22 protein-coding genes are annotated in these 25,479 nt (G+C 64.8%); 7 read left to right on the forward strand and 15 right to left on the reverse strand.

Going from position 1 to position 25,479, the window contains the following annotated elements:
• The first annotated feature begins 183 nt into the window (after positions 1-183).
• The gene (locus tag ACSBOB_RS27455; protein WP_442583849.1) at positions 184-1,008 is read left to right on the forward strand and encodes a transporter substrate-binding domain-containing protein; all 825 of its coding nucleotides are present in this window, start codon (positions 184-186) and stop codon (positions 1,006-1,008) included.
• A 24-nt stretch (positions 1,009-1,032) separates the two neighbouring features.
• On the opposite strand, the gene ACSBOB_RS27460 is transcribed toward ACSBOB_RS27455, so the two are convergent.
• On the reverse strand, positions 1,033-1,446 hold the full coding sequence (locus ACSBOB_RS27460) for a tellurite resistance TerB family protein (RefSeq protein WP_442579209.1): 414 nt from the start codon (positions 1,444-1,446) through the stop codon (positions 1,033-1,035).
• 157 nt (positions 1,447-1,603) lie between these two features.
• Here ACSBOB_RS27460 and ACSBOB_RS27465 point away from each other — a divergent pair, with 157 nt between their 5' ends.
• Positions 1,604-3,256 carry a lysine--tRNA ligase gene (locus ACSBOB_RS27465; protein ID WP_442579210.1) on the forward strand — a complete coding sequence of 551 codons (1,653 nt, stop codon included), beginning with the start codon at positions 1,604-1,606 and terminating at the stop codon, positions 3,254-3,256.
• Here ACSBOB_RS27465 and ACSBOB_RS27470 read toward each other — a convergent pair.
• The 12 genes from ACSBOB_RS27470 to ACSBOB_RS27525 all read right to left on the reverse strand — a co-directional run bounded on the left by ACSBOB_RS27470 (position 3,219) and on the right by ACSBOB_RS27525 (position 14,156).
• Entirely contained in the window at positions 3,219-4,148 is a 930-nt protein-coding gene (locus tag ACSBOB_RS27470) for a thermonuclease family protein (protein ID WP_442579211.1), read from the reverse strand. The two genes, ACSBOB_RS27465 and ACSBOB_RS27470, sit on opposite strands and share 38 nt — an antisense overlap.
• A 1-nt stretch (position 4,149) precedes the next feature.
• Complete coding sequence (locus tag ACSBOB_RS27475; RefSeq protein WP_442579212.1) at positions 4,150-4,800, reverse strand: S24 family peptidase; 651 nt, start codon at positions 4,798-4,800, stop codon at positions 4,150-4,152.
• Between the two features lie 82 nt (positions 4,801-4,882).
• Complete coding sequence (locus tag ACSBOB_RS27480; RefSeq protein WP_442579213.1) at positions 4,883-5,194, reverse strand: type II toxin-antitoxin system RelE/ParE family toxin; 312 nt, start codon at positions 5,192-5,194, stop codon at positions 4,883-4,885.
• Positions 5,184-5,390 (reverse strand): hypothetical protein, encoded by a 207-nt coding sequence (locus ACSBOB_RS27485; RefSeq protein ID WP_442579214.1) that lies wholly within the window; start codon positions 5,388-5,390, stop codon positions 5,184-5,186. Before ACSBOB_RS27485 ends, ACSBOB_RS27480 begins: the two co-directional genes overlap by 11 nt.
• A gap of 120 nt (positions 5,391-5,510) precedes the next feature.
• Positions 5,511-6,056 (reverse strand): thioesterase family protein, encoded by a 546-nt coding sequence (locus ACSBOB_RS27490; RefSeq protein ID WP_442579215.1) that lies wholly within the window; start codon positions 6,054-6,056, stop codon positions 5,511-5,513.
• Between the two features lie 4 nt (positions 6,057-6,060).
• The gene (locus ACSBOB_RS27495) at positions 6,061-8,283 is read right to left on the reverse strand and encodes a 3-hydroxyacyl-CoA dehydrogenase NAD-binding domain-containing protein (protein ID WP_442579216.1); all 2,223 of its coding nucleotides are present in this window, start codon (positions 8,281-8,283) and stop codon (positions 6,061-6,063) included.
• A gap of 10 nt (positions 8,284-8,293) precedes the next feature.
• Positions 8,294-8,716: a hypothetical protein gene (locus ACSBOB_RS27500; RefSeq protein ID WP_442579217.1), complete on the reverse strand. Its 423-nt coding sequence runs from the start codon at positions 8,714-8,716 to the stop codon at positions 8,294-8,296.
• The gene (locus ACSBOB_RS27505; RefSeq protein WP_442579218.1) at positions 8,716-9,924 is read right to left on the reverse strand and encodes an acetyl-CoA C-acetyltransferase; all 1,209 of its coding nucleotides are present in this window, start codon (positions 9,922-9,924) and stop codon (positions 8,716-8,718) included. The genes ACSBOB_RS27500 and ACSBOB_RS27505 overlap by 1 nt, the downstream gene beginning before the upstream one ends.
• Positions 9,925-9,956: 32 nt before the next feature.
• On the reverse strand, positions 9,957-11,126 hold the full coding sequence (locus ACSBOB_RS27510) for an acyl-CoA dehydrogenase family protein (protein ID WP_442579219.1): 1,170 nt from the start codon (positions 11,124-11,126) through the stop codon (positions 9,957-9,959).
• Entirely contained in the window at positions 11,123-11,551 is a 429-nt protein-coding gene (locus ACSBOB_RS27515) for an endonuclease domain-containing protein (RefSeq protein ID WP_442579220.1), read from the reverse strand. The genes ACSBOB_RS27510 and ACSBOB_RS27515 overlap by 4 nt, the downstream gene beginning before the upstream one ends.
• 115 nt (positions 11,552-11,666) lie before the next feature.
• Complete coding sequence (locus tag ACSBOB_RS27520) at positions 11,667-13,463, reverse strand: acyl-CoA dehydrogenase C-terminal domain-containing protein (RefSeq protein ID WP_442579221.1); 1,797 nt, start codon at positions 13,461-13,463, stop codon at positions 11,667-11,669.
• A 219-nt stretch (positions 13,464-13,682) separates the two neighbouring features.
• On the reverse strand, positions 13,683-14,156 hold the full coding sequence (locus ACSBOB_RS27525) for a MerR family transcriptional regulator (protein WP_442579222.1): 474 nt from the start codon (positions 14,154-14,156) through the stop codon (positions 13,683-13,685).
• A 452-nt stretch (positions 14,157-14,608) separates the two neighbouring features.
• Between ACSBOB_RS27525 and ACSBOB_RS27530 the strand changes: the two genes are divergently transcribed.
• The 4 genes from ACSBOB_RS27530 (at position 14,609) to ACSBOB_RS27545 (ending at position 20,886) form a co-directional block, all read left to right on the forward strand.
• Positions 14,609-18,505: a peptidoglycan-binding protein gene (locus tag ACSBOB_RS27530; protein ID WP_442579223.1), complete on the forward strand. Its 3,897-nt coding sequence runs from the start codon at positions 14,609-14,611 to the stop codon at positions 18,503-18,505.
• A 182-nt stretch (positions 18,506-18,687) separates the two neighbouring features.
• Positions 18,688-19,605: a sulfite exporter TauE/SafE family protein gene (locus ACSBOB_RS27535; RefSeq protein ID WP_442579224.1), complete on the forward strand. Its 918-nt coding sequence runs from the start codon at positions 18,688-18,690 to the stop codon at positions 19,603-19,605.
• Positions 19,606-19,607: 2 nt separating this feature from the next.
• A complete protein-coding gene (locus tag ACSBOB_RS27540) occupies positions 19,608-20,405 on the forward strand; it encodes a TIGR02186 family protein (protein WP_442579225.1) in 798 nt (265 codons plus the stop codon).
• Positions 20,398-20,886: a DUF3429 domain-containing protein gene (locus ACSBOB_RS27545; protein WP_442579226.1), complete on the forward strand. Its 489-nt coding sequence runs from the start codon at positions 20,398-20,400 to the stop codon at positions 20,884-20,886. The genes ACSBOB_RS27540 and ACSBOB_RS27545 overlap by 8 nt, the downstream gene beginning before the upstream one ends.
• A gap of 4 nt (positions 20,887-20,890) precedes the next feature.
• On the opposite strand, the gene pdeM is transcribed toward ACSBOB_RS27545, so the two are convergent.
• Entirely contained in the window at positions 20,891-21,604 is a 714-nt protein-coding gene (gene pdeM / locus ACSBOB_RS27550) for a ligase-associated DNA damage response endonuclease PdeM (protein ID WP_442579227.1), read from the reverse strand.
• A complete protein-coding gene (locus tag ACSBOB_RS27555; RefSeq protein ID WP_442579228.1) occupies positions 21,601-24,255 on the reverse strand; it encodes a ligase-associated DNA damage response DEXH box helicase in 2,655 nt (884 codons plus the stop codon). The genes pdeM and ACSBOB_RS27555 overlap by 4 nt, the downstream gene beginning before the upstream one ends.
• Before the next feature lie 387 nt (positions 24,256-24,642).
• On the opposite strand from ACSBOB_RS27555, the gene ACSBOB_RS27560 reads away from it, so the two are divergent.
• Positions 24,643-25,410: a hypothetical protein gene (locus ACSBOB_RS27560; protein ID WP_442579229.1), complete on the forward strand. Its 768-nt coding sequence runs from the start codon at positions 24,643-24,645 to the stop codon at positions 25,408-25,410.
• Positions 25,411-25,479: the final 69 nt, after the last annotated feature.

Here is a 25,479-nt window from a genome sequence, read left to right on the forward strand (position 1 = left end):
CAGGATTTTTACTGAACGACCGGAAAAACAGAGGATGATGCGCTCCCCCGCTGGAGTCGATGTATTCCTCTACCGATATTCAATTCAATTATCCGCTGGTATTTCAAGCTTATGATCGAGATTCAGCACCTGCCGCAGAGACGGTGTGCTGCTGCCAAATACCGGCTGGTTTTCGTCCGGTCGATGTTCGCGGCACTACTTATCTTTTTTGCCGGAGCACCGGCGGTCCGGGCGGACGGCGTACAGGTGCCGGTCCTGTGGGACAGCAAGGAGCGGCTGGCGAAACCCGATCTTTCCGACATGCCGCGCCTTCGTTTCCTGACGACCACCGACTTTCCCCCCTTCAACTATCTGGACGCCGAGGGAGGGCTGTCGGGCCTGCATGTCGATCTGGCGCGCGCCATCTGCGCCGAACTGGGGCTCGCCGACAAATGCCAGATCCAGGCGCTGCCCTGGAGCGAACTCGAAACCGCGCTTGCCAGAGGCGACGGCGAGGCGGTCATCGCCGGTCTCGCCGTCAGCGCGCAAAATAGGGCGAAATTCGCGTTCTCGCGACCCTATCTGCGGTTTCCCGCCCGCTTCGTGGCAACCAGATCGGCGATGCTCGGCGAGCCGATGGCCGAGCGGCTGCGCGGCAAACGTGTCGGCGTGGTCGCCGGCTCGGCGCACGAGCAGTTGCTGCGCGACAGCTTCGGCAGCGTGCAGGCCGTGGCTTACGACCGGCAGGAATTGCTGCTCGCCGATCTCAAGGAGGGGAAAGTCGATGCGGCCTTCGGCGACGGCATGCGGCTCGGCTTCTGGCTGGGAAGCGCGGATTCCGCCGATTGCTGCCGCTTTGCCGGCGGACCCTACATTGCGCCGGAATATCTCGGCGGCGGACTTTCGATCGCGGTCATGCCTGAGAACGAAAAACTGGCGGGAGCCGTGGACGCGGCCCTCCAGCAGATATCCGCCAACGGCACGTTCGCCGAACTCTACCTGCGCTATTTTCCGGTCAGCTTCTTCTGATCCAAGGCCTATTTCAGGAACGGATCAGGTCAGCGTCCTGTGGCGCGCCTTGGTGGCGCGCTCGATCGCCGCGACCGTCGCGTCATCGACGGTGAGGTGGCGGCGCAGAAGCTGCAGCACCCGCCGTTCCTCCATGCGCATTTCGAGGTCGGCGGTGGCGACCTCGAAGGCGAGCGAATAGGCGGTGTCGTGGAGATGCGTGGGGATCGCGGCGCGGGAAAGCGCCAGCACGCCTTCGAGGCCGCCCTTTTCCGCCAGCAGTTTCTGACAGTCCTGGGCGACGGCGATCAAACGATGCTCATCGAAATCCTCGAAGATCGGCCAGGAACGGATGACGGCGCCGATACGCGCCAATTCGACATCGGTCATGTCGCGGTCGGATGCCGAGGTGATCACCATCAGGTACACCAGGGCTTCGTGGGTGGTCGGCCTGCTCATCATGTCCCTCCGGTCAAGCGAGGCGGAACGTAGGCATCGCTGTCGCCAGCCACAAGCGAAATCGGCCGCGAAACGTTGACGCTCCCGCCCCCGCCGAATAGGGAGACGGTCTCTCCGGCGGCGCGCCGGCAATATCAGACGGCCCAGGAACGACACGATGTCGATATCCAACATCATCGATCTCAATCCCGAAGTGCTCGCGGCGGCAGCAGAGAGCAAGGCCTGGCCGTTCGAGGAAGCCAAAAAGATCGTCAAGCGCTACGAGAAAACGGATTTCCCGCAGACGGTGCTTTTCGAGACCGGCTACGGCCCGTCCGGCCTGCCGCATATCGGCACGTTCGGCGAGGTGGCGCGCACCACCATGGTGCGCCACGCCTTCCGCGTGCTGACCCAGGACAAGGTCAACACCAAGCTTCTGTGCTTCTCCGACGACATGGACGGCATGCGCAAGATACCGGACAACGTGCCGGACCGGTCGTTCCTGGAGCCGCACCTGCAAAAGCCGCTGACGGTCGTTCCGAACCCGTTCGGCGGCGACTATGAAAGCTTCGGCCACCACAACAACGCGATGCTGCGGCGCTTCCTCGATACGTTCGGCTTCGACTACGAATTCGCCAGCGCCACCGAATACTACAAGTCCGGCCGTTTCGACGCGATGCTGCTGCGGGCGGTCGAGCGCTACGACGCCATCATGAAGGTGATGCTGCCGACGCTGGGACCGGAGCGCCAGGCGACCTACAGCCCGTTCCTGCCGATCTCGCCGAAGAGCGGCCGCGTGCTCTACGTACCGATGAAGCATGTCGATGCGAAGAACGGCACAATCACCTTCGACGACGAGGACGGTATCGAGACGACGCTGCCGGTGACCGGCGGCCGCGTAAAAATGCAGTGGAAGCCGGATTTCGGCATGCGCTGGGCGGCCCTCGGCGTCGATTTCGAGATGTTCGGCAAGGACCACCAGACCAACGCGGCGGTCTACGACCGCATCTGCGAGATTCTGGGCGGACGCGCGCCGGAGCATTTCGTCTACGAGCTGTTCCTGGACGATATCGGCCAGAAAATTTCCAAGTCGAAGGGCAACGGGCTGACCATCGACGAGTGGCTGACCTATGCGCCGACCGAGAGCCTGGCGCTCTACATGTTCCAGCGGCCACGGCAGGCGAAGAAGCTGTATTTCGATGTGATCCCCAAGGCGGTGGACGAATATTATTCCTTCCTTGCGGCGTACCCGCGCCAGGAATGGAAGGAGCGGCTCGGCAATCCTGTCTGGCACATCCATGACGGCAACCCGCCTCGCATCGAACTGCCGGTGAGTTTCGCGCTGCTGCTCAACCTAGTCAGCGCATCGAACGCGCATGACCGTTCGGTGCTTTGGGGTTTCATCTCGCGCCACGCGCCCGGCGTGACGGCCGAGACGCATCCCGAACTGGACCGGCTGGCAGGTTACGCCATTCGCTATTTCGACGATTTCGTGAAGCCGACGAAGACGTATCGCGCGCCGGACGAGGTGGAACGCGAGGCGCTGGCAAAGCTTTCGGATGCGCTGGGCGCTCTGCCCCCGGGCGCCGACGGCGAGGTCATCCAGAACGCCTCGCTCAATGTCGCTCGGAAAATCGAGCGCTACCAGGACCATGCCAAGCAGAGCCCGGAAGGCGGGCCGGGCGTCTCGGTCGCCTTCTTCCAGATGATCTACCAGGTGCTGATCGGTCAGGAGCGCGGACCGCGCTTCGGATCGTTCGCGGCGCTCTACGGCATCGAGGAAACCCGCGCGCTCATTCAGCAGGCGCTGGAGGGGGCGCTGGCGGCGTAGGGAACGCACCGAGCGGCCCGTCCAGCGCCGGCGGCGGCGCGACGGCGTCCGGAGCGACGGCATCCGGGACGGGTTCGGTCAGCGGCGCGAGGATCGCGGTATCGGACGCCGGCGGCGCGGGAAGCTCGCTTCCTACCGAAGATTGGGCAGGCGCGCTGGTCGAGGGCGGCCGACCGAAAATGCCCTTGCGGGCTTGCGCAGCCACCTCGCCGAGCGCTGCGTATTCGCCATCTCCGGCCGCGCGCGCCCAGCCGCTTTCGACCAGCCATTCCGCGACATCCTGCTTGCCCACCATACAGGGCGCGACGATGATCTCCCTATCTGGCTGGGGCGGAAGGTCACAGGTGATCGACCGACCGCGCAGCCAGGCCCGGAATGCGGCGCGCGCCCACATGCCGCACGGCCAGGGTTTTCCGTCCGCATCGCAGGTTTCATCGGCCTGCAACGGCTCCACGCCGGCCACCGCGATGCGGTAACCCTTGGCCTCCATGAGCCCGGCGGCGACCGCGACCGGCTGGAACAGAGTGGTGCCTTTCCATTCGCCCGGCGCCTTCGGCCTGGGCGGCAGGGCCTGGCCGATGTCGCTCAGCGCGGAGCGCGGCTCGACCCGTTCCAGTTCTCCGCCGCCGGGCAAGGTCTCCGAAGCGTCGTCGGGTTCGGTCGCGCGCAACGCCGATTGACGCTTGGCCTCGGCATTGAAAGCGGGACGTTCCGTGGTGATCGGCTTGCGGGCGGCATCATCGCCGGCCGCCGGATCTGCGGTATCGATGGCGTCAATGGCCTCGACTGGAACCTCGGCTTTCGAGCGCAGCATGTTTCCGCCGGCGAGGATAAGCACCCCGGCGCCGAGCATGAATGCCGCAGCGCCAAGAAGAACGGCAGGCCCGCGCACCCTACTGGCTCGCCCAGACGATGCGGGCCAGCCATTCGACATCCGTCATGGCGATCTGGCGGACGGGATGGGCGGGGTTGATGGAGAGGAGTTCGATGTCGCGCGGGCTGCGGCGCGACAGCACCTTCGCCATCACCTCGCCCGTCGTCGTCTTGACGACGACGCGGTCGCCCTTGCGCACCGTTGCGCCGGGCTCGACGATCAGCACGTCGCGATCACGGTAGACCGGCAGCATGGAGTCGCCCTGCACCTGCAAGGCGTAGGCGGTGTCGCCGGCCCTCACCGGCAGTTCGATCAGGTCCCAGCCCTGCCCGGCGGGAAAACCTGCATCGTCGAAGAAGCCGCCGGCGCCGGCCTGGGCGAACCCGAGCAGCGGCACGGTCGATTTCTGCATGGGCAAAGCGCCGGCCGGCGTCCTGTCGGAACCCGACACCAGCAAGACGAACTCCTCGATCGAAGAGCTGGTAGCCTCGATGATCTTGGCGAGCGATTCGGTAGAAGGCCAACGCGGGCGACCGTCGGAGGACCGCCGCTTCGACTTGTTGAAAGCCGTGGAGTCCAGTCCGGCACGCTTGGCGAGACCCGAGGCAGACAGTGAATTGCGTTCGGCAAGGGCGTCAATTGCCGCCCAGACACGTTCGTGCGAAAGCATCGCGCGGCTCCGGCTTGCCAAGGAAAAAATACCTTGGCAGTTCTAGCGCCTGCCCCGCTGCTTGTCCATCGCGGAATTGTCTTCAGCCCTTTCGATAAAGGACATCGGGCCGCGCCAAATCCATCGACGAATGCAGAATGCGGACAATCTGGAGTTTTCTGGGCTCCGGACGGTAGAAAATTATGTACGGCGCTACCGTGAATTTTCTCAAGGCCGCGTCGCCCAGCCCCGGCGCTGCAGGTCCCATAAACGGCTTCTCCATAAGAAGACGAAGGGCTTTATCGAAGCGCGCCTGCATATCGGATGCGGCTTTTTTGTTTTCTGAAGCAATATAAGAAAGAACGCCTTCGAGATCACGTCTGGCTTGACGCGTAACGACAAGCCTAAGCACCATAGCGAGCCTTCAAGTCGGCAAGTACGCTCTCACCGTCTTCGACTTCGCCGGCATCGAGTTCCTTCAGCCCAATGTCGATCTCATCGCGCAGCGCAAGATATTTGTGGATATAGTGCAGCAGGTCGTCGCCAAGCTTCTCGCGAAGCTCTTCCGGCAGTTGCTCGGCTTCCTGGATAGCGCGTTCCAGCTTGGTCATCGCATCGTCTCCACGCGTCTCAAGATAGCAGCGTGCTCCTCGGGATAAAAGGGCATACGCATGGACAGGCGGGGCACCGGCGCAAGGATTCGCCGTGATGCCGTGAGTTCTCGCGCCGGCTCAGTTGCCGGCCTTGGCCAGGCTCCGCAGCATTCCGTGCGAGGCGACGAAGGCGCTTTCCACTTCCGTCAGCGGACGCGGCGAAGCGTCGTGCCCGAGCAGGCAGACGAGGTCGCCGATCGGCACGAAACGCCGCCCGCGACGGTCATAAATGCCCGCCGTGGTCAGGATGATCGCCGCCGTCGTGCCGTCGTCCAGGACGAAACGGTGCCGGCCGATCACCGCCGTGCCCTCCCAGGTCTCCAGCGAAGACATCACCTCGAAACGCCGCCACAGGCGTATCTCACGTGCGAAAACCGTTTGCAGGCCGCCGAGCATCGGCGCCCAGCGCCGCTCGCGCGCCAGCGCCCACAGGCCGCTGCGCAGGAAAATGTCGATGCGGCCGAGATCGGCCAGCATCATATAGCGCGCGTTGTTCAAGTGCAGGTTGAAGTCGATGTCGGTCGGCAGGCATCGAAACGTCAATGTGCTCACCGAGCCAAGGTTGTAGCGGCCACGACTCTTCGTCGTTGCCGCTACACGGGCAAACCGCGCCCAGACATACATGCTTTCAGGCCGCCGCCTTCTCCTCGCCCTTCGCGTAAGGGTCGAAACGCTGGTAAAAAGTCTCGCCCTTGGCCGCCATGTCGGCGAGCAGTTTTGGCGCCTTGAACTGGTCGCCGAATTTTTTGCGCAGCGTCTTCGACAAAGCGAGAAATTTGTCCACGCCGATGCCGTCGATGTAGGACAGTGCGCCGCCGCTGTAGGGCGCGAAACCGAAGGCGAGGATCGAGCCGACATCCGCCTCGCGCGGATCAGTGACGATGCCTTCCTCCATCACCCGCGCCGCTTCCAGCGCGATGGTGACCAGGAAACGCTGCTTCAGTTCCTCGACGTCGACCTTTTCCGGCGCCAACTGCGGATAGAGGTCCTTCAGCCCCGGCCATAGCTTCTTCTTGGCGGGCTTGGCCGGATAGTCATAAAAACCCTTGCCGTTCTTGCGGCCAAAGCGGCCATGGGTGTCGACCATGGTGTCGATCAGCGCCATCTGCGCCGGGTCGACCGCCTTTTCGCCAAGGTCGCGCCTGGTCTGGCGCATGATCTTCTGGGCGAGGTCAACCGCCGTCTCGTCGGTGAGCGCCAGCGGGCCGACCGGCATGCCGGCCATTTTTGCCGCGTTCTCGATCATCGGCGCCGGAACGCCCTCGATCAGCATGCGGTAGGATTCGGCCATGTATTGCAGCACGCAGCGGTTGACGTAGAAGCCGCGCGTGTCGTTGACGACGATCGGCGTCTTGCCGATGGCGCGCACGTAATCCATCGCGACGGCCAGCGCCTTGTCGCCGGTCTTCTTGCCCAAGATGATCTCGACCAGCATCATGCGGTCGACCGGCGAGAAGAAATGGATGCCGATGAAATTCTTCGGCCGGGCCGAGTTTTTCGCGAGCCCCGTGATCGGAATGGTCGAAGTGTTGGAGGCGTACACCGCCGTGGATTTGAGAACGGCTTCCGCCTTCTCGGTCGCCGTCTTCTTGACTTCCGAATCCTCGAACACCGCCTCGATGACGAGGTCGCAGCCGTCGAGCAGCGCATAGTCGTCGGTCGGCGTGATCAGCGACAGCAGCTTTTCCTTGTCCTCCGGCTTGGCGCGGCCCTTGGAGACGGCATCGGTGATCAGGCCTTCCGAATGCGCCTTGCCCTTCTCGGCCGACGGCACGTCACGGTCGAGAAGCACCACCGGGATGCCGGCCTTGGCCGTCACATAGGCGATGCCGGCGCCCATGAAGCCCGCGCCGAGCACGCCGATCTTCTTGAATTTGGTCGGCGCCACGCCCTGCGGCCGGCGCGCGCCCTTGTTGAGTTCCTGCAGCGACACGAACAGCGAGCGGATCATCATCGCCGCCTCGGTCGTCTGCATGATCTCGGTGAAATAGCGCTGCTCGATCCTGAGCGCGGTGTCGAACGGCACCAGCAGCCCTTCATAGACGCATTTCAAGATGGCAATCGGCGCGGGGTAGTTGCCGTAGGTTTCACGACGCAGGATGGCGATGGCCGGCGGCCAGAGGTTGGCGCCCGCCGCCGAATAGACCGGGCCGCCCGGGATCTTGAACCCCTTCTCGTCCCATGGCTGAACGGGCTTCAGCCCGCCCTTGATCATCGCCTTGGCGGTCTCGACCAGCTTTTCCGGTGCCGCGATTTCGTGGATCAGGCCCATGGCCTTCGCCCGCTTCGGCGTCAGCGTCTGGCCGGTGGTCAACATCTGCAGGGCATCCTGCGTCTGGGCCAGCCTCGGAACGCGCTGGGTGCCGCCGGCGCCTGGGAAGATGCCGACCTTGACCTCGGGCAACGCCATCTTGACCTTGTCGCTATCGGCGGCGACGCGGCCATGGCATGCGAGCGACAGCTCGAACGCGCCGCCCATGCAGGTGCCGTTGATGGCAGCGACCCAGGGTTTTCCCGACGTCTCCAGCTTGCGCCACAGCCAGCCCATGCGGCCGGTGCCGTCGAATAGCAGCTTTGTCGCGTTTTCCGGATCCTTCGCCTTCTCAGCATGAAAGATGCCCAGCATGCGCTTCAGCATGTTCAAATCGGCGCCGCCGGAGAAACTGTCCTTGCTCGAGGTCATCACCGCGCCCTTGATTGCCGCGTCGGCGGCGACCGCGTCGATGATCTTCTCCAGTTCGTCCATCACCTCCTCGGTGAAGACGTTCATCGAACGGTCCGGCATGTTCCAGGTGACGAGGGCGATGCCGTCGGCGTCTGTCTCGACCGTGAAATTCGTGTAGGCAGCCATGGTCGGCCTCTCAATACATAACTTGGTTGACTGTCAGGGAGACTTTTTCGTCGCCCGCATGGAATTCGGCTTGCGGCTCAAGCGCCAGCAGCCAGCCGTCGGCGCGCTCGAGCCGTACGGTGAAACCCGGCCGGGCCGCCTTTTCCAGATCGGCGCGCGGCACCTGCATCTCGAACGGCACGGTCTCGTCGCGCCCGCTGCTTTGCAATTCCAGCTCGGCGATAGGCTTTGCCTTCCTGTCGGAGACAATATTGCCCTCCAGACGGATCTTCAGGACGCCGGCCGGCAGAGGCCCTTTTTCGGAATAAGAAATGGTTCCGCTGAGATGCATCGTTTCCTCCAAGCCTGACGCGGCAACGGCGGACCAGTCGGCCGACGCAACGACGATCGCCGCGCCGACGCCAGCCAGGACGCCCCGACGGTTCGCGGTCATTACGCCCGCTCGATGATCGTCGCCGTGCCCATGCCGGCGCCGATGCAGAGCGTCACCAGCGCGGTGTTCAGGTCGCGGCGTTCCAGTTCGTCCAGCACCGTGCCAAAAATCATCGCGCCGGTGGCGCCGAGCGGATGGCCCATGGCGATGGCGCCGCCATTGACGTTGATTTCCTTCGGGTCGATCTCGAAAGCCTGGATATAGCGCAGCACGACCGCGGCGAAGGCCTCGTTGAGCTCGAACAGGTCGATATCCCTGAGCTTCATCTTGGCGCGCTTCAGCAGTTTTTCCGTGACGTCGACGGGGCCGGTCAGCATCATCGCCGGCTCGGAGCCGATATTGGCGAACGCCTTGATGCGGGCGCGGGGCTTCAGGCCCATCGACTTCCCGGCCTTCTTCGAGCCGAGCAGCACGGCCGCTGCGCCATCGACGATGCCGGAGGAATTGCCGGCATGGTGGACGTGGTTGATCTCCTCCAGTTCCGGATAGCGCTGCACCGCGACCGCGTCGAAGCCGCCCATCTCGCCGGGCATGACGAAGGAAGGGTTGAGGGAAGCCAGCGACTGCATGTCGGTCGTCGGCCGCATATGCTCGTCGCGGTCGAGAATGGTCATGCCGTTCTGGTCCTTGATGGCGATGACCGAGTTCTTGAAAAACCCCTTCTGCCAGGCATTGGCGGCGCGCTTCTGGCTCTCGACGGCATAGGCGTCCACGTCGTCGCGCGAAAAGCCGTATTTGGTGGCGATCAGGTCGGCCGAGACGCCCTGCGGCATGAACCAGCCGGGCAGGCCGACCGACGGGTCCATGAACCAGGCGCCGCCGGACATGCCCATTCCAACGCGCGACATCGATTCCACGCCGCCGGCAATCACGATCTCGTCGGAGCCCTGGGCGATCTTGGCCGCGCCGAAATTCACAGCATCGAGGCCCGACGCGCAGAAGCGCGAGATCTGCATGCCGGGGGCGGACATGGCGTAACCCGCCTCGAAAGCAGCCGAGCGAGGGATGACCGCTCCCGCCTCGCCGACCGGATCGACGCAGCCGAAGATGATGTCGTCGACTTGCCCCGTATCCAGCCCGTTGCGGTCGCGCACCGCCTCCAGCACTTTCGCGCCGAGCCGCACAGCAGGCACCTCGTGCAGCGAACCGTCCTTCTTGCCGCGCCCGCGCGGCGTGCGCACGGCGTCATAGACATAGGCTTCGGCCATCTTCCTGCTCCTTGCTATTTCGATCTGCGCGCTCAGAGAGAGCGGGCGATCAGCAGTTTCATGATCTCGTTGGTGCCGCCATAGATGCGCTGCACGCGGGCGTCGCGGAACATGCGGGCGATCGGATATTCGTTCATATAGCCGTAGCCGCCGAACAGTTGCAGGCACTCGTCAACCAGTTTTCCCTGTAGGTCGGTCAGCCAGTATTTGGCCATGGAGGCGGTCGCCGGGTCGAGGCCGCCGGCGATGTGACGGGTAACGCAATCATTGTAGAAGACGCGGCCGATGGTCGCCTCGGTCTTCAGTTCGGCCAGCTTGAACTGGGTGTTCTGGAAATCGAGGATCGGCTTGCCGAAGGCTTTTCGTTCCTTGACGTAGTCGATGGTAACCGCCAGTGCCCGCTCAATCATGGCGATGGCCTGGCCGCCGATCAGCAGGCGCTCCTGCGGCAATTGCTGCATCAGTTGGACAAACCCCTGCCCTTCCTCGTGGCCGAGCAGGTTCGCGGTCGGCACGCGCACATCGTTGAAGAACAGTTCGGACGTGTCGTTGGCCTTCAGGCCGATCTTGTCGAGGTTGCGGCCGCGCTCGAACCCATCCGCGCCATCGGTCTCCACCACGATCAGCGATACACCCTTGGCGCCCTGCGCCGGGTCGGTCTTGCTGACGACGATGACCAAATTGGCGTGCTGGCCGTTGGTGATGAAGGTTTTCGAGCCGTTGATTCGATAGTGGTTGCCGTCCTTCTCGGCGCGCGTCTTGACGCCCTGGAGGTCGGAGCCGGCGCCGGGCTCGGTCATGGCGATTGCGCCGATCAACTCGCCGGTCGCGAGCCTCGGCAGCCAGGTCTTCTTCTGCTCCTCCGAGCCGTAATACAGGATGTAGGGCGCGACGATGGCGTTGTGGAGCACGATGCCGAAACCGTCAACGCCGGCATGGCCGATCGCCTCGATGATGGCGCTCTCATGGGCATATGTACCGCCTGACCCGCCATATTCTTCCGGCATGGAGGCGCATAGCAGCCCTGCCGCGCCCGCCTTCTCCCAGGAGGCGCGATCGACCATCTCGTTCTTTTCGAACTCGTCATAGCGCGGCACGATCTCGTCCGCCATGAAGCGGCGCGCCATGTCGTAGAGCATGGCGACGTCCTCAACCGCCCAGGCGGGTTTCGGCAGGTCGAGAATTTCTGTCGGATCGGTCATAAGCGCGACTCCCCCTCCCCCTTGAGGGGAGGGTGGCCGCGAAGCGGTCGGGAGGGGTCGCTGCGGCAGTGCTCGGCTTTTTCCTTAACCACCTGCGCAACGTGCCAGGCATTGTTCATCACATCCGGCTCATCGATTCTGAAAATGGCATAGCCCAACGATCTCAAATAGGTGTCGCGATTCGCATCATGCCGCTTGCCCGCATCGGTTTCGTGAAGATCGCCATCCACCTCGACGATCAGCTTGGCAGACAGGCAGACAAAGTCCACGATATACGGCCCGATCGGCTGCTGCCGCCTGAATATCAGCCCCTGGGGTCTCAACACGCGCAGTTCGTACCAAAGCAGCGATTCCGCCTTCGTGGCCTGCAAGCGAAGCGCGCGAGCCTTTTGCTGCATTTCGAAGCTGACGCGGGTTCGCGGCATAGAATTCATCCTCCCGGCAGTTGGGCCGGACCGAGGTTGGCACGCGGCCGCACCGACCCCTCCCGGCCGCTTCGCGGCTACCCTCCCCTCAAGGGGGAGGGGGACGCCACACATCCTAGAACGCCTCCGCCGGCAGCGCCATCATGGTGTCGGCACCCGACGAGATGCGGGAGAGATGCGCTGATGTCTCGGGCATGACGCGCTCCATGAAATAGCGGCCGGTGACGAGCTTGTTCTCGTAGAAGGATGTAGCGTCGCCGGCGCCATTGGCCAGTTTCGCCTGCGCGGCCTTGGCCATCTGGCCCCACATATAGCCGAGCGACACCAGGCCGAAGAGATGCATGTAATCGGTCGAGGCCGCACCCGCATTGTCAGGTTTGGCCATGGCGTTCTGCATCAGCCACATGGTCGCGGCCTGCAGGTCGTTCAGCCCCTTCTTCAGCGCCTTGGTGTAGGGCGCCATCTTCTCGTCGGAGCGGCCTGCCTCGCAGAACTCGCCGACTTCTTTGAAGAAATTCTGGATGGCGCGACCACCATTGGCGGCGAGTTTTCGGCCGACGAGATCCAGCGCCTGGATGCCGTTGGCGCCCTCGTAGATCATGGCGATGCGGGCATCGCGCACGAACTGGCTCATGCCGTGTTCCTCGATATAGCCGTGGCCGCCGAACACCTGCTGCGCGTTGACGGCATGCTCGAAACCCTTGTCGGTGAGCACCCCCTTGACGATCGGCGTCATCAGGCCGAGCGCGTCGTCCGCGTCCTGCTTGTCCTTGTCGTCGCCGGAACGGTGGGCAACGTCGGAGCGGATCGCCGTCCACAGCACGAATGCGCGGCCGGCCTCGTTGAAAGCCTTCATCGTCATCAAATTGCGGCGCACGTCGGGGTGGACGATGATCGGATCGGCCGGCTTGTCCGCCGCCTTCGGGCCGGACAGCGAGCGGCCCTGCAGGCGCTCCTTCGCATAGGCCACCGCGTTCTGGTAGGCGGCCTCGCCGACAGCCAGACCTTGCAGGCCGACGCCGAGGCGCGCCTCGTTCATCATGGTGAACATGGCCTTCAACCCGGCATTCTCCTCGCCGATCAGCCAGCCGGTCGCCTCGTCATAATTCATGACGCAGGTCGAGTTGCCGTGGATGCCCATCTTCTCCTCGATGGAGCCGCAGGAGACGCCATTGCGCACGCCCGGATTGCCGCTCTCGTCAGGGATGAACTTCGGCACGATGAACAGCGAAATGCCTTTTGTTCCCTGCCGCGCGCCCTCGATGCGGGCGAGCACCAGATGCACGATGTTGTCCGCCATGTCATGCTCGCCGGCGGAGATGAAGATCTTCTGGCCGGAGATTTTGAAGCTGCCGTCTGCCTGCTGCACGGCCCTGGTGCGCAACAGGCCGAGATCGGTGCCGCAATGCGGCTCGGTCAGGTTCATGGTGCCGGTCCACGATCCTTCGACCATCTTCGGCAGGTATTTCTGCTTCTGCTCTTCGCTGCCGTGGACGAGGATCGCGGCGATCGCGCCTTGCGTCAGGCCGGGATACATCATCAGCGCCATGTTGGCTGAGATCATGAATTCGCCAACGGCGGTATGCACGCAATAGGGCAGGCCCTGGCCGCCGAATTCGGACGGCACCGCCAGCCCCATCCAGCCACCGGCGCGGTATTGGTCGAATGCGTCCTTGAACCCTTTCGGCGTGGTCACCGAGCCGTCATCGTGACGCTCGCAGCCCTGCATGTCGCCGACGCGGTTCAACGGCTGCATGACGTTTTCCGCGAGCTTGGCCGCCTCGTCGAGGATGGCTTCCAGCACGTCGGGCGTGGCGTCGGAAAAACCCGGCAGGTTCGAATAGCGCTCGTAGCCGAGCACCTCGTTGAGCACGAACAGCGTGTCCCGGACCGGCGCCTTGTAGGTCGGCATGCTTCCTCCTTGATCGCATGACATCGGCCGCCGCACGTATCGCGCGGAAACGACCGTTAGGGAAGGACTATGCAACCGATGTTAGTTGACGTTTGCGTAAACGTCAATTCCGGCCGACCTGTGGACATCGGTAAAAATGACACGGGCGGCGGACCGATGAGATCCGCCGCCCGTTGAAAAGATCGTGTAGCCCGGGACGGCGCAAGCCGCCCGTGGCAGTCAGTTCACATTGTTGTTGGCGGCAGCCACCGTGCGCTCGGTGAGCATCCGGCGCACCACGGACATCAGCGAGCCGAGTTCGTCGATCGCCTCGTCGAGCGCGGCGCGCTGCTTCTGCAGGCGGCCGAGCTGCTTCTCGGACTTGTCGAGCGTCAGGCGCAACTGCTTGGCGTTGGTGCCGCTCGGATCGTAGAGATCGATCATCTGCTTCACGTCGCGCAGCGAAAAGCCGATCTTGCGGCCGAGCAGAATGAGCTTCAGCCTCGCCCGGTCACGCCTTGTGTAGAGGCGGCTGCTGCCTTCCCGCTTGGGATGCAGCAGGCCCTTGTCTTCGTAGAAGCGCAGCGTGCGCAGCGTCACGCCGTAAATCTTCGCCATTTCGCCGATCTTGAAGAGCGCGTCTTCGCCATCTTCGATTTCCGGAAAAACGCCGGACACAACGCCGGCGTCCTCGCCGACTCTCATTGGTTTCATCATTTCTTCTTAGCTATACCCGGCTGGACATCGCGGCTTGGCCGGATGTCAAACGAAAGCCGTTCGGGTGTCACGACTTCCGCGCGGTTGAGACAAAAACGAAGGCGGGCCGCAAGGACCTACCTTTACGTTAACGTAAGTGAGCGGCCATATAGAGACCCTTCCCCTGCGTAGCAAGCGCCCAGAGGTTGAATTCTTGTGCAAACGGAAAAGCGCCGCACGCCGTCATTCCAGCGTTCCTTGCGCAAAATTAAGCTTGGTTAACACCTTGTTTACCACGATGGGCGAATTGTGCGCATGTCGGGCTCTCGTGATTATCCTGTAGCGAATTCTTCACGAACATTCGAAGCGGGCATGTCGCTGGAGACTGGTTCCATCGCCGCCGAACGCTTCGTTTCCCGAGGAGAGTGGGAGCAGGCCGGTCCAGCCGGCACAGGCGAATAGGCGTTTCGATGAACAGCAAACGGTCGTATCTCGATACCCTGAACGCAGGCCGGCAGCGCCGGCCGGGCACGACGCTCGATCAGATCACCCTGTCTTTGCAAAATCTCGAGAGCCGGCTCGACCGGTCTCGCGAAGCACTCGACGATTTCGGCAGGGATCGCGACGAGACGCCCAGACAATCGCGGACCGCACCCATCTACGAGAGCGGCCGTCCCTTTCGCGAAGCGCCCCGCCCGCAGGCGTCCGAACGCCCGGTGCGGCGCCCCGAGCCCCCGACGGAATACCAGTCGCTGGCCCGCGATCTCGATCGTGTCCGCAGCCAGGAAGAAGGCGTCGCCTCGGCCAGCCGCATCGCCAGCGAGTTGAAGGGTTTGCGCGAGGAGTTCCGCCAGCAGATGGCGTCGGGCATGCAGCGCGAGTTCGAGACATTGCGCGGCGACATCGGCCGGATGATGACCTCCAACGGAGGGGCGGCGATCGGTTCCGAGCTCGCCTCGGAGCTCGACCGCATCTCGAACAGCGTCCGCGAACTGTCCGAACGCACCGACGACAAGGGCATGAGCGCGCTTCGGGGCGATCTCGAACAGGTGCGCGGCGCGCTCGAAACGCTGGCGCGGGAAGACACGGTTCGGTCGTCCGACCGGCGCTGGGACGATTTCGACCGCCGCTGGACGGCTTTCGAGAGCCGCGTCGACGCCCGGCAAAGCGCGCGCGATCCCGAGATCGCGGCCTTGTCCGGACGGCTGCAGACGATCAGCGACGCCGTCAACAACCTTCCCGAATCGCTGTCGCTGCGTTCGCTCGAGGAGAAGGTGCGCACGCTGGCGGGAGCCGTCGACCATTTCGTGCGCCAGCAGGACAGCCAGGCGCCCGAAACCTTCCAGCTGATCGAGGAGCGCCTCGACGAGATTTCGCGCGCCATCGTGGCCTCCACCGCTGCGGCGCAGGTTCCGCATCTCGACCCGGAGCCGTTCCAGCGCATCGAGGCGCGCATTTCCGCGCTCGCCCGACAGATCGACGAGGTCGTGGAAGACCGCCCGACCGCCGAAGTCATCACCCGGCTCAACACGCTTTCGCAGCGCGTGGACGATCTTGCCGCGCAAGGCGGGCTGCCCACCGAAGCCATCAACCGGCTGACGCAGCGCGTGGACGACCTCGCCGCGCAGGGTGGCCTGCCCGCGGAAGCGATCGACCGGCTGTCACGGCAGGTCTTTGCCGTCGCCGAGAAGATCGACCAGGCGCCGGCCTCCGATCACGAGGCGATGCTCAACAGCATCGACCAGCGTTTCGACGTGCTCTCGGCGATGATCGAGCGACGCCAGGGCGACGCCCTCGAGCACGGCAACATGATGTTCCGTGATCTCGAACGGCGCCTCGACGAGGTCGCCGACCGGATGGATATGCGCACCGCCGACCCGCTCGACACGGCACGCGTGATGAGCGCGATCGACTCGCGTTTCTCCGACCTCGCCAACCAGATCGCCAGCACGCCGGTGGACACCAGCGGCGAAGCCATCCGCCATCTGGAAGACCGGCTGGAGAGTATTTCGGAGCGCATCGATGCATCGGCCGCCAAGTTCGCCGGGATCGACCCCGGCCTGATCCGCAGCCTGGAGAGCCAGGTGGCAGCGCTGTCCAGCCATCTCAACCGGCCGGCGGCGCCTTTGCCGGAATTCGAGGACATTGGCCCGCGCCTCGACGAACTCGAGCGGGCGATCGCCGGCAGCCGCGATTCCATCCTCGATGCGGCGCGCCAGGCCGCCGAGAATGCGGTCAGGACCCTCGACGGCTCACAGAATCATACCGCCGCCGTCAGCGGCCTTTCGCAGGATCTGCGGGCGCTGGAAACGCTGACCCGGCGCTCCGACGACCGCAACACCAAGACCTTTGAGGCGATCCACGACACGCTGATCAAGATCGTCGACCGGCTGAGCACGCTGGATGTGGCAGAGCCGATGTCGGCTCCCACTGCGAAATCCGCGGCGCCGGTCGCGCCGGCGCCACGCATGATGGAGATCGACAGCACACCGCCGCTCCATGCCGACCACGACGACGGCGGGCTTTCGGCGCCGCTGCAGACTTCCATCAAGCCGGCCAAGGCGGTTTCGGCCAACAACCGGACGCCTGCCGAGGCAGCCGCCGAGGCGGCCATGGCGGCGATCGACGCGGAAGCCGGTGAAAGCCGAGCGATCGCACCCAAGGCGCGGTCCCTGCTCGGCGGGCTTACCCGTGCTCTTGGCCGCAAGAAGGAGAGCGCCGCCAAGGCAACGCAGGAAGTCCCGGCGGAGCCGCGCATGGCGGTCGAGCCGGCCGTTGAGCCGGCGCTCGACGAACCGCTGGATCCGAAGATCGCCAACCGGCCGCTGGAGCCGGGATCGGGCGCGCCGGACCTCAATGCGATCATGCGGCGGGTGCGCGAGGAGCGCGGCCAGACGGCGAAAGCCGGCGACGGCGATGCAGCCAAGGCCGATTTCATCGCGGCGGCGCGGCGTGCGGCGCAGGCCGCGGCTGCCGAGGCCGAGGTGCACAAGCGCGGGGCGGGTACGCCGCGTGTCGTGAGCGGCTCGAAGATCGGCACCATCCTGAAGACGCAGCGCAAGCCGCTCCTCATGGCGGCGACCGCCATCATGGTCGTGCTGGCCGGCATGCAGCTCGGCAAGGCCTATCTCTCCGGTGACGAGCCGGTGGCAGCCGCTTCCATTCCGCTGGTCGCCCAGCAGCCCGTGCAGACGGCAACGGGCGAACAGACGACCCAGCCGTCGGCTTCCGAGCCGATGACCGCCGACGCGACGGGCAGCGCCGCCGCACCGCGCATGGCCGACGGTGCAGGCGAACAGGCGTCGATGGCCTCGGACACCGGAGCATTGGCGATTGAAGAACCGCAGGAGCCGATGGACACATCGGCCGAGGCGGATGTCCGTTCGGCCGCCCCCTCTCCTGCCGCATCCTCCGCGCCGGAAGAAGCCCCGCAGCCGGCGACAGCTGCCGCGCCTGCGGTGGACCAGCAGCCGATGCAGCCGGACGCAGCCGGCGAACCCGCACCGGCCCAGATCGCCGGGATTCCCGCCGACGCCGGCCCGGTCGCGCTGCGTGAAGCAGCGGCGGCGGGCGACGCCAAGGCGCTGTTCGAGATCGCTTCGCGCTACGCGGACGGCCGCAGCGTCAAGGCCGACATGAAGCAGGCGGCCACTTGGTACGAGAAGGCCGCCGAACTAGGCTTCGCCCCGGCGCAGTACCGCATCGGCAACCTCTACGAAAAGGCGCTCGGCGTCGAACGCGATATCGGCAAGGCCAAGATCTGGTATCAGCTCGCCGCCGAACAGGGCAATGCCAGCGCCATGCACAACCTGGCCGTGCTCTACGCGATGGGTGCCGACGGCACGCCCGACAACGAGTCCGCCACGCGCTGGTTCACCAGCGCCGCCGAACTCGGCGTCAAGGACAGCCAGTTCAACCTCGGCATCCTGGCCGCAAAGGGCGTCGGCATGCCGCAGAGCCTGGAGGAATCGTACAAGTGGTTCGCGCTGGCCGCCAAGGCGGGAGATCGCGACGCGGCCGCCAAGCGCGACGAGATCGCCAACACGCTGCGCCCGGAGCAGCTTGAGAAGGCGCGCGGAATGGTCGACCTGTGGAAGGCCAAGCCCGTCGATCCGGAAACCAATTCGGTCGAGATCCCGGAATCCTGGCAGGAGAGCCCCGCCACGACAGCCGGCATCGACATGAAGAAGGCAATCGGCAACATCCAGCGCATCCTCAACAAGAACGGCTACGACGCCGGCGGCGCCGACGGCGTGATGGGCGGCAAGACCAAGAACGCCATCATGGCCTTCCAGAAGGACAACGACATGGCGCCGACCGGCGAGATCGACGAGAAGCTTGTCCGCACGCTGCTCGCCAAGAAATAGGAACGCCGCTCCGCGCGGTCGGGACGGGTCCCCTCTCGCGAATTTAACCTGTTGAGATATTTTTTGTTTTCGGCTTTGCGGCGAAGTTTGACTTCGCCGCAATGTGGGCGCATGTCCTTATTAGTCACGAAGGTGTTTTTCGGCACGCTTCGGCGTACCGCATTTGCAGTTGAGTGTACCGGGTGGGCATTTATCTCCCGATCGCAGAAATGTCGGTCAACATTCTTGTCCTGCTCGCCATGGGCGCGGCGGTGGGTTTTCTCTCGGGCATGTTCGGGGTCGGCGGCGGCTTCCTGATCACGCCGCTGCTGATCTTCTACAACATCCCGCCGGCAATCGCGGTGGCGACCGGCGCCAACCAGGTCATCGCCTCGTCGTTCTCCGGCGCGCTTGCCCACGTCAAACGCGGCACGCTGGATTTCAAGCTGGGGACGGTGCTGCTTGTCGGCGGCATCTTCGGATCGACGATCGGAATCTATATCTTCTCGCTGCTGAGAAGCCTTGGCCAACTCGACCTCATCATCTCGCTGATCTACGTGGTGTTCCTCGGCCTGATCGGCGGCCTGATGCTGGTCGAAAGCGTCAACGCGATCCGGCGCACCCGCGGCGGCGTTCCGCCCTCGCTGAAGCGTTCCGGCCAGCACAACTGGATCCACCGGCTCCCGCTGAAGATGCGCTTCCGCGCCTCGAAACTGTTCGTCAGCGTCATCCCCGTCCTCGGCCTCGGCGCGGGCATCGGCCTGCTGTCCTCGATCATGGGCGTCGGCGGCGGCTTCATCATGGTGCCGGCGCTGATCTACCTGCTGAAGGTCCCGACCAACGTGGTGGTCGGCACCTCGCTGTTCCAGATCATCTTCGTCGCCGCCTACACGACGATCGTGCATGCCACGACCAACCAGACCGTCGACGTGGTGCTGGCCTTCATCCTCATGGTGGGCGGCGTGGCAGGCGCGCAATATGGCGCGAAGGCGGGGCAGAAACTGCGCGGCGAACAGTTGCGGGCGCTGCTGGCGCTGCTGGTGCTGGCGGTGGCGATCCGGCTGGCCTTCGACCTGTTCCTGCCGCCTCCCAACATCTACTCGCTGGCCCCGGGGATCTGACGATGCCTGGCCTGCGCCGCATATCGATCATCCTCCTCGCCGCTTTCTGCCTGTCCCGGCCGGTATCCGCGCAGGAGCAGACGGCGCAGTTGCCCGAAGGCATCCAGATCGGCCTCTCCACCGACGTCATCCGCATCACCGCCGACTTCGCCGGCGCCGATCTCACCATCTTCGGGTCGCTCGAAAATTCCGACCCGCAGATCAACCGGCAGGGCCGCTACGATGTAATCGTCGTGCTGGAAGGCCCGGCCCGCTCGGTGACGGTCAGGCGCAAGGAACGGGTGCTCGGCATCTGGGTGAACACGCAGTCCGAGACGTTCGTCAACGTGCCGGAATCCTATTCGATCGCAACCACGAAGATGCCGCAGGACATCACCGAACCGAACAGCTACAAACAACTGGCCCTCGGCGCCGACTACATCCACATCCAGCCGGACGAGAAGGGCGAGAACCCCGCGACGCTGCATGAGTTCCGGGCGGCGTTGCGCGAGCGCAAGAGGGCGGTCGGCCTCTACAACGAACGGATCGGCGGCGTGCAGTTCCTGTCCGCGAACCTGTTCCGCGCCACGCTGAGGCTGGCGCCCGACGTGCCGGTCGGCACCCACAAGGCGCGCGCCTTCCTGTTCCGGAACGGCATGTTCGTCAAGGAGACGTCGGCGCAACTGGCGATCGTCAAGTCCGGCTTCGAGCAGATGCTGTTCAGGCTTTCCAGCAACCACAGCCTGTTCTACGGGGTCTGCGCCGTCGCGCTGGCGATCGTCACCGGCTGGCTCGGCCGCATCGTCTTCCGCCGTGACTGACCTGGCCGACGATACGAAGGCGGCGGCCGGCGATCCCGATGGCCCGTTCCAGGCCGCCGGCCGTGTCGCCGGCTGGCTCGGGCTCACCCCTTTCATCGTCCTGTCGCTCTGGCTCTACGGCATCGCGCCGGACCATCCATGGCGGAGCGGCACCATCCTGCTGCTGCTGGTCTACAGCGCGGTCGTGCTGTCGTTTCTCGGCGGCGTCCGCTGGGGCGTGGCACTTACGGCGGAAGGCGCAGACAAGCGGCCGGGCGAGTTGTGGCTGGCGCTGCCGCCGGCGCTTGTCGGCTGGATAGCGGTGATCGTTCCCGTGCCGCTCTCCTTCGCGGTCCTGGCCGTCGCCTTCGCCGCGCTTGGCGCATGGGACGCGCTGGCGGCGCACAAGAACAGACTGCCGCAATGGTATGGACGCCTGCGAATGGTGCTCACGGCCTGCGCGGTCGCCATGCTGCTGCTCGCCTTCGCGTCGACCAGCTGAGTCTTCAGCCCGGCCGCAGCATCCTGCCGGCAATCGCGTAGGTGCGGTCGGCGCCCAGCATATAGGCCATCAGCCCGTCGCGGCGGAACAGGCCGGCGAAGGCGCGGTCGAGCACGTTCAGCGAGCCCGTATAACTGCCAAAGGCGGGCATGATCATCCGCCTGCCGTCGGCGGCGAAGCAGCGGCGGCGCACGGAGCGCCCGCGCTGGACGATGCGGGCGCAAGGATGCAGGTGTCCCGCAATCTCGCCCTCGCCGGCATCGAGCGAAGGCTCGTGCCGGAAAAGCAGCGAGCCAACCGACAATTCCCGCACGCTTTCGCCGCCTACGCCCTTGGGCGGATCGGGATCGTGATTGCCGCTCACCCAGAACCAGTCGCGGCCGGTCATCAGCGAGACCAGCATATCGCGAAAAATGTCCGGCATGCGGGCCGAGCCTTCGCCATCGTGAAAGCTGTCGCCGAGGCTGACGACGATCTTCGGCGCGAAATCGTCGATCGCCGATTTCAGCCGGGCGAGCGTCGCCGCGGTGTCATAAGGCGGCACCAGCGAGCCGCGGCGCGCCGCCGACGAACCCTTTTCAAGGTGCAAATCGGACACGGCGAGCAGGCCGAGGTCCGGAAAGAACAGGGCGCCGCGCCAGTCGCAGACAGCGCTTTCGCCGGCGAATTCGCCCGCGCCGTTCACATCCGTGTTCCTGAAAAGCTGTATCGCCGTCATGCGCCGCCCATGGCTTCCTCGACCAGCGACGCTTCTTCGAGCAGCGTCTCGTTGGCCTCGCCGGCAATGCGTTCCTTGCCGATCTCCAGCATGATCGGCACCGCCAGCGGCGAAATGTGTTCGAGTTGCTTATGCACGATTCGACCACGGATGCGCGAGAGCATCTCGGCCAGCCTCCTGACATCCAGCAAGCCGGTCGCGGCATCGGCCCGTGTCGCCTGCAGAAGGATGTGGTCGGGCTCGTGCGTCCGCAGCACGTCGTAGATCAGGTCGGCCGACACGGTGACCTGCCGCCCGCTCTTTTCCTGGCCGGGATGCCGCTTCTCGATCAGCCCGGAGATCAGGGCGCAATTGCGGAAAGTTCGCTTCAAAAGCCAGCTTTCCGCCAGCCAGTCCTCGAGGTCGTCACCCAGCATGTCCTCGTCGAACAGTTGCGACAACGGCAGGCGGCCGTTGCGGAACAGCGCGCCCATGTCGTCGAGCCCCCAGACGGCCAGCGAATAGTCGGTGGCGACGAAACCCAGCGGCCGCGCGCCGGCGCGGTCCAGCCGCCGCGTCAAAAGCATGCCGAGCGTCTGGTGCGCCAGACGACCCTCGAAGGGATAACAGACCATGTAGTGGCGATTGCCGCGTGGAAACGTCTCGACCAACAGGTCGCCACGCCTCGGCAGCACGGATTTTTCCGACTGCAGGCGAAGCCAGTCGGAGACCTGGTTCGGCAGCGCCTTCCACCGATCGGGATCGGCCAGCATGCCGCGCACCTGGTCGGCGAGATAGGTGGAGAGCGGGAATTTTCCGCCGGCATAGACCGGGATGCGCGGATCGTTGCCGACTGCGTTGGAGACAAAAGCCTCCGTCTCGCGGATGCCTTCAAGCCGTAGCACCTTTCCCGCGAACAGGAACGTGTCGCCCGGCGAGATCGACTCCAGAAACCCTTCCTCGATCTTTCCAAGCGTCGGTCCGCCGCGCGAGGACGCGCCACGGCCGGCGCGTGCATAACGCAACGTCAGATACGGCGCCTCGACGATGGTGCCGACGTTCAGCCGGTACTGCTGGGCGAAGCGCGGGTGCGAGATGCGCCATTTGCCCTCCTTGGTCAGCCGGATCTTTGCATAACGTTCATAAGTCCGAAGCGCGTAGCCGCCGGTCGCGACGAAATCGACCGCGCGATCAAAAGTCTCGCGCGGCAGACGTGCGTAGGGCGCCGCCCCCCTTACCTCCTCGTAAAGCTCCGTGGCATCGAAGGATTCCGCGCAGGCGCTGCCTAAAATATGCTGTGCAAGGACGTCCAGCGCGCCGTCCACCAGCGGCGGCGTATCCTGCGCGCCGAGATAGTTGGCCTCGACCGCTGCACGGCATTCCAGCACCTCGAACCGGTTCGCGGGAATGAGGATCGCCTTGCTCGGCTCGTCGAGCCGGTGATTGGCGCGGCCGATGCGCTGGGCCAGCCGACTGGCGCCCTTCGGCGCGCCGACATGCACGACGAGGTCGACATCGCCCCAGTCGATACCGAGGTCGAGCGTCGAGGTGGCGACGATGGCGCGCAGGCTACCAGTCTCCATCGCCTTCTCGACACGCCGCCGCTGGCTGACATCCAGCGAACCGTGATGCAGCGCGATGGGAAGCGTATCCTCGTTGACCCGCCAGAGTTCCGCGAACAGCATTTCCGCCTGGCTGCGTGTGTTGACGAAAAGTAGCGTCGTGCCGTGCTTCTTGATGGCGTCGTAGATTTCCGGGATCGCATAACGCGACGAATGCCCGGCCCAGGGCACGCGCTCCTCGGAATCGAGGATCGAAATATCCGGTTTGGCACCGCCCGATACGGTGATCAGTTCGGCCATCGCAGCGTTACCCTCCCCCCTTGAGGGGGAGGTGCCCGCGTAGCGGGCGGAGGGGGTCGCCGCGGCGGTGCTCGACGTTCTGGCGGTGCCTTCTGAGGGTACCCCCACCGCCGCCTCCGGCGGCACCTCCCCCTCAAGGGGGGAGGGTGACGATTGCGGCACCAGCCAACGTCGCAGTTCGTCCGGTTCGGCGACCGTGGCCGACAGGCCGATCGCCTGGAGGCCGGGCACGTAGCGCCGCAACCGGGCAAGGCCGAGCGACAACAAATGGCCGCGTTTCGAGGTGACCAGCGAGTGCAACTCGTCGAGCACCACATAGCGCAGTCCCGCAAAGAACCGACTGGCGTCCGGCGTGGCGATCAGCAGCGCAAGTTGCTCGGGCGTCGTCAGCAGGATATCGGGCGGCGACAGCTTCTGGCGCTGGCGCTTGTGCGCCGGCGTGTCGCCGGTGCGCGTCTCCATCGACAGCGCCAGCCCGATCTCGGCGACGGGTTTTCCCAGATTGCGCTCGATGTCCACGGCCAGCGCCTTCAGCGGCGAGATGTAAAGCGTGTGCACGCCGCGAAACGCCTCGCCGGGCTTGCGCTTCGGCCGAAGAGCGAGATCCACCAGCGCGGGAAGGAAGCCGGCCAGTGTCTTGCCAGCCCCGGTCGGCGCGATCAGCAGCACCGAATTGCCGGCCTGCGCCTTGGCCAGAAGCTCGATCTGATGGGCGCGCGGCGACCAGCCGCGCTCCGCGAACCATCTGAGGAACGGCTCGGGCAGAAGGGCTGCGGCATTCGCGGACAGGACGCGGCTCTGGTCGGTCACGCGCAAGAGGTAGCGCGGCGACCGTCAGCCGCCAAGCGAAATCTGGAACAAAAAGAGATCAGATGACTATGAGCAGGTCACACCTGGGCGCGTTGGGCCGGCTTCCCCAACGCAACGACGGGGACAGTCTGCTCAACTCCAGTTCCCGAATTGCCCTGTCAAAAGGGGATGGAATTTTCGTCTCGCCCGCAAATTTTTCTGAGTGGCGCCCTGCCAAATGTCCCAAGCTCTTGTTTTTGCTTGACCCGCCTTCTTCAACTCCACCCCTGAAACGCTGGAGAACACGATTCTTGTCCCCTCTCCGAAAACCTGCCTCATAGTTGCCGCTCTCGCGCGAACGCCGATGGCGATTGCGCGAGGAGGCGGTAGCGACTGGAGCGGCAAAGGATGGACGCGGCTGTGGCAATCGAGTGGAACCGGGAGGCGCTGAAGCGTATCCTGGCGATGCTCGTCGGGATGGCCGAACTCGGCGGCGGCGCGCCGACCCTGCCCCGCCGCCTCTACCGCGCCATAGTGCGGCTGCTGCGCCCGGCCGAATCCGCTGCCCGGCGACTGATCATCGCAGCGGCGTACGGGATCGTGGTGACCTTGCCGCACCCGGGAAAGCCGAAGCCGAAACCCGCGATCCGGCGAGGATCCCACGCCTTCACGCCGACAAAGCCGAAGAAACGGACAAGACCGGAGTCGCGCGTCTTGAGCCTGCCGCTGCTCGATCCGCTCAAACGTCCGTTCCGCATCCGTCGCCGCTACACACCCGCCCATGCCATGCCGCGCATCACTTTGCTCGATTTCGACGCGGAGCGCCGCCCGCTGCCTGCGCCACCGTCGCCGGATGACCCGATCGATGCTACGCGCCTGATGCGGCGGCTGGATGCGCTGGCCGCCGCGCTTGACGATCTGCCGGGCCAGGCAAAACGGTTTTCCCGCTGGAAGGCGCGCAATGACGCGGCACTTGCGTTGGACAAGGAGGCCCGCCCCGCCACGGTGCGGTTCCGGCGCGTCTCGCCGCTCAGGCGCGGGCGTCCGCCCGGCGGTCGGCTGTCGCACTACGACCCATCCGCCACCCATCCTCGCAGAATCCGCGAGGTCGACGAAATCCTGGCACACGCCCACGCGCTGGCAGAATACGCGCTGGAATATTCCGACACGTCGTGACCCCACCGCTCCCGACGCCACAATGGAAGGATTGACTGCCGGCGCTGACTTTTCCGTGGCCCGGCGGCG

It is taken from the genome of Mesorhizobium sp. KACC 23794 (assembly GCF_052180275.1).
Lineage (GTDB): Bacteria > Pseudomonadota > Alphaproteobacteria > Rhizobiales > Rhizobiaceae > Kumtagia.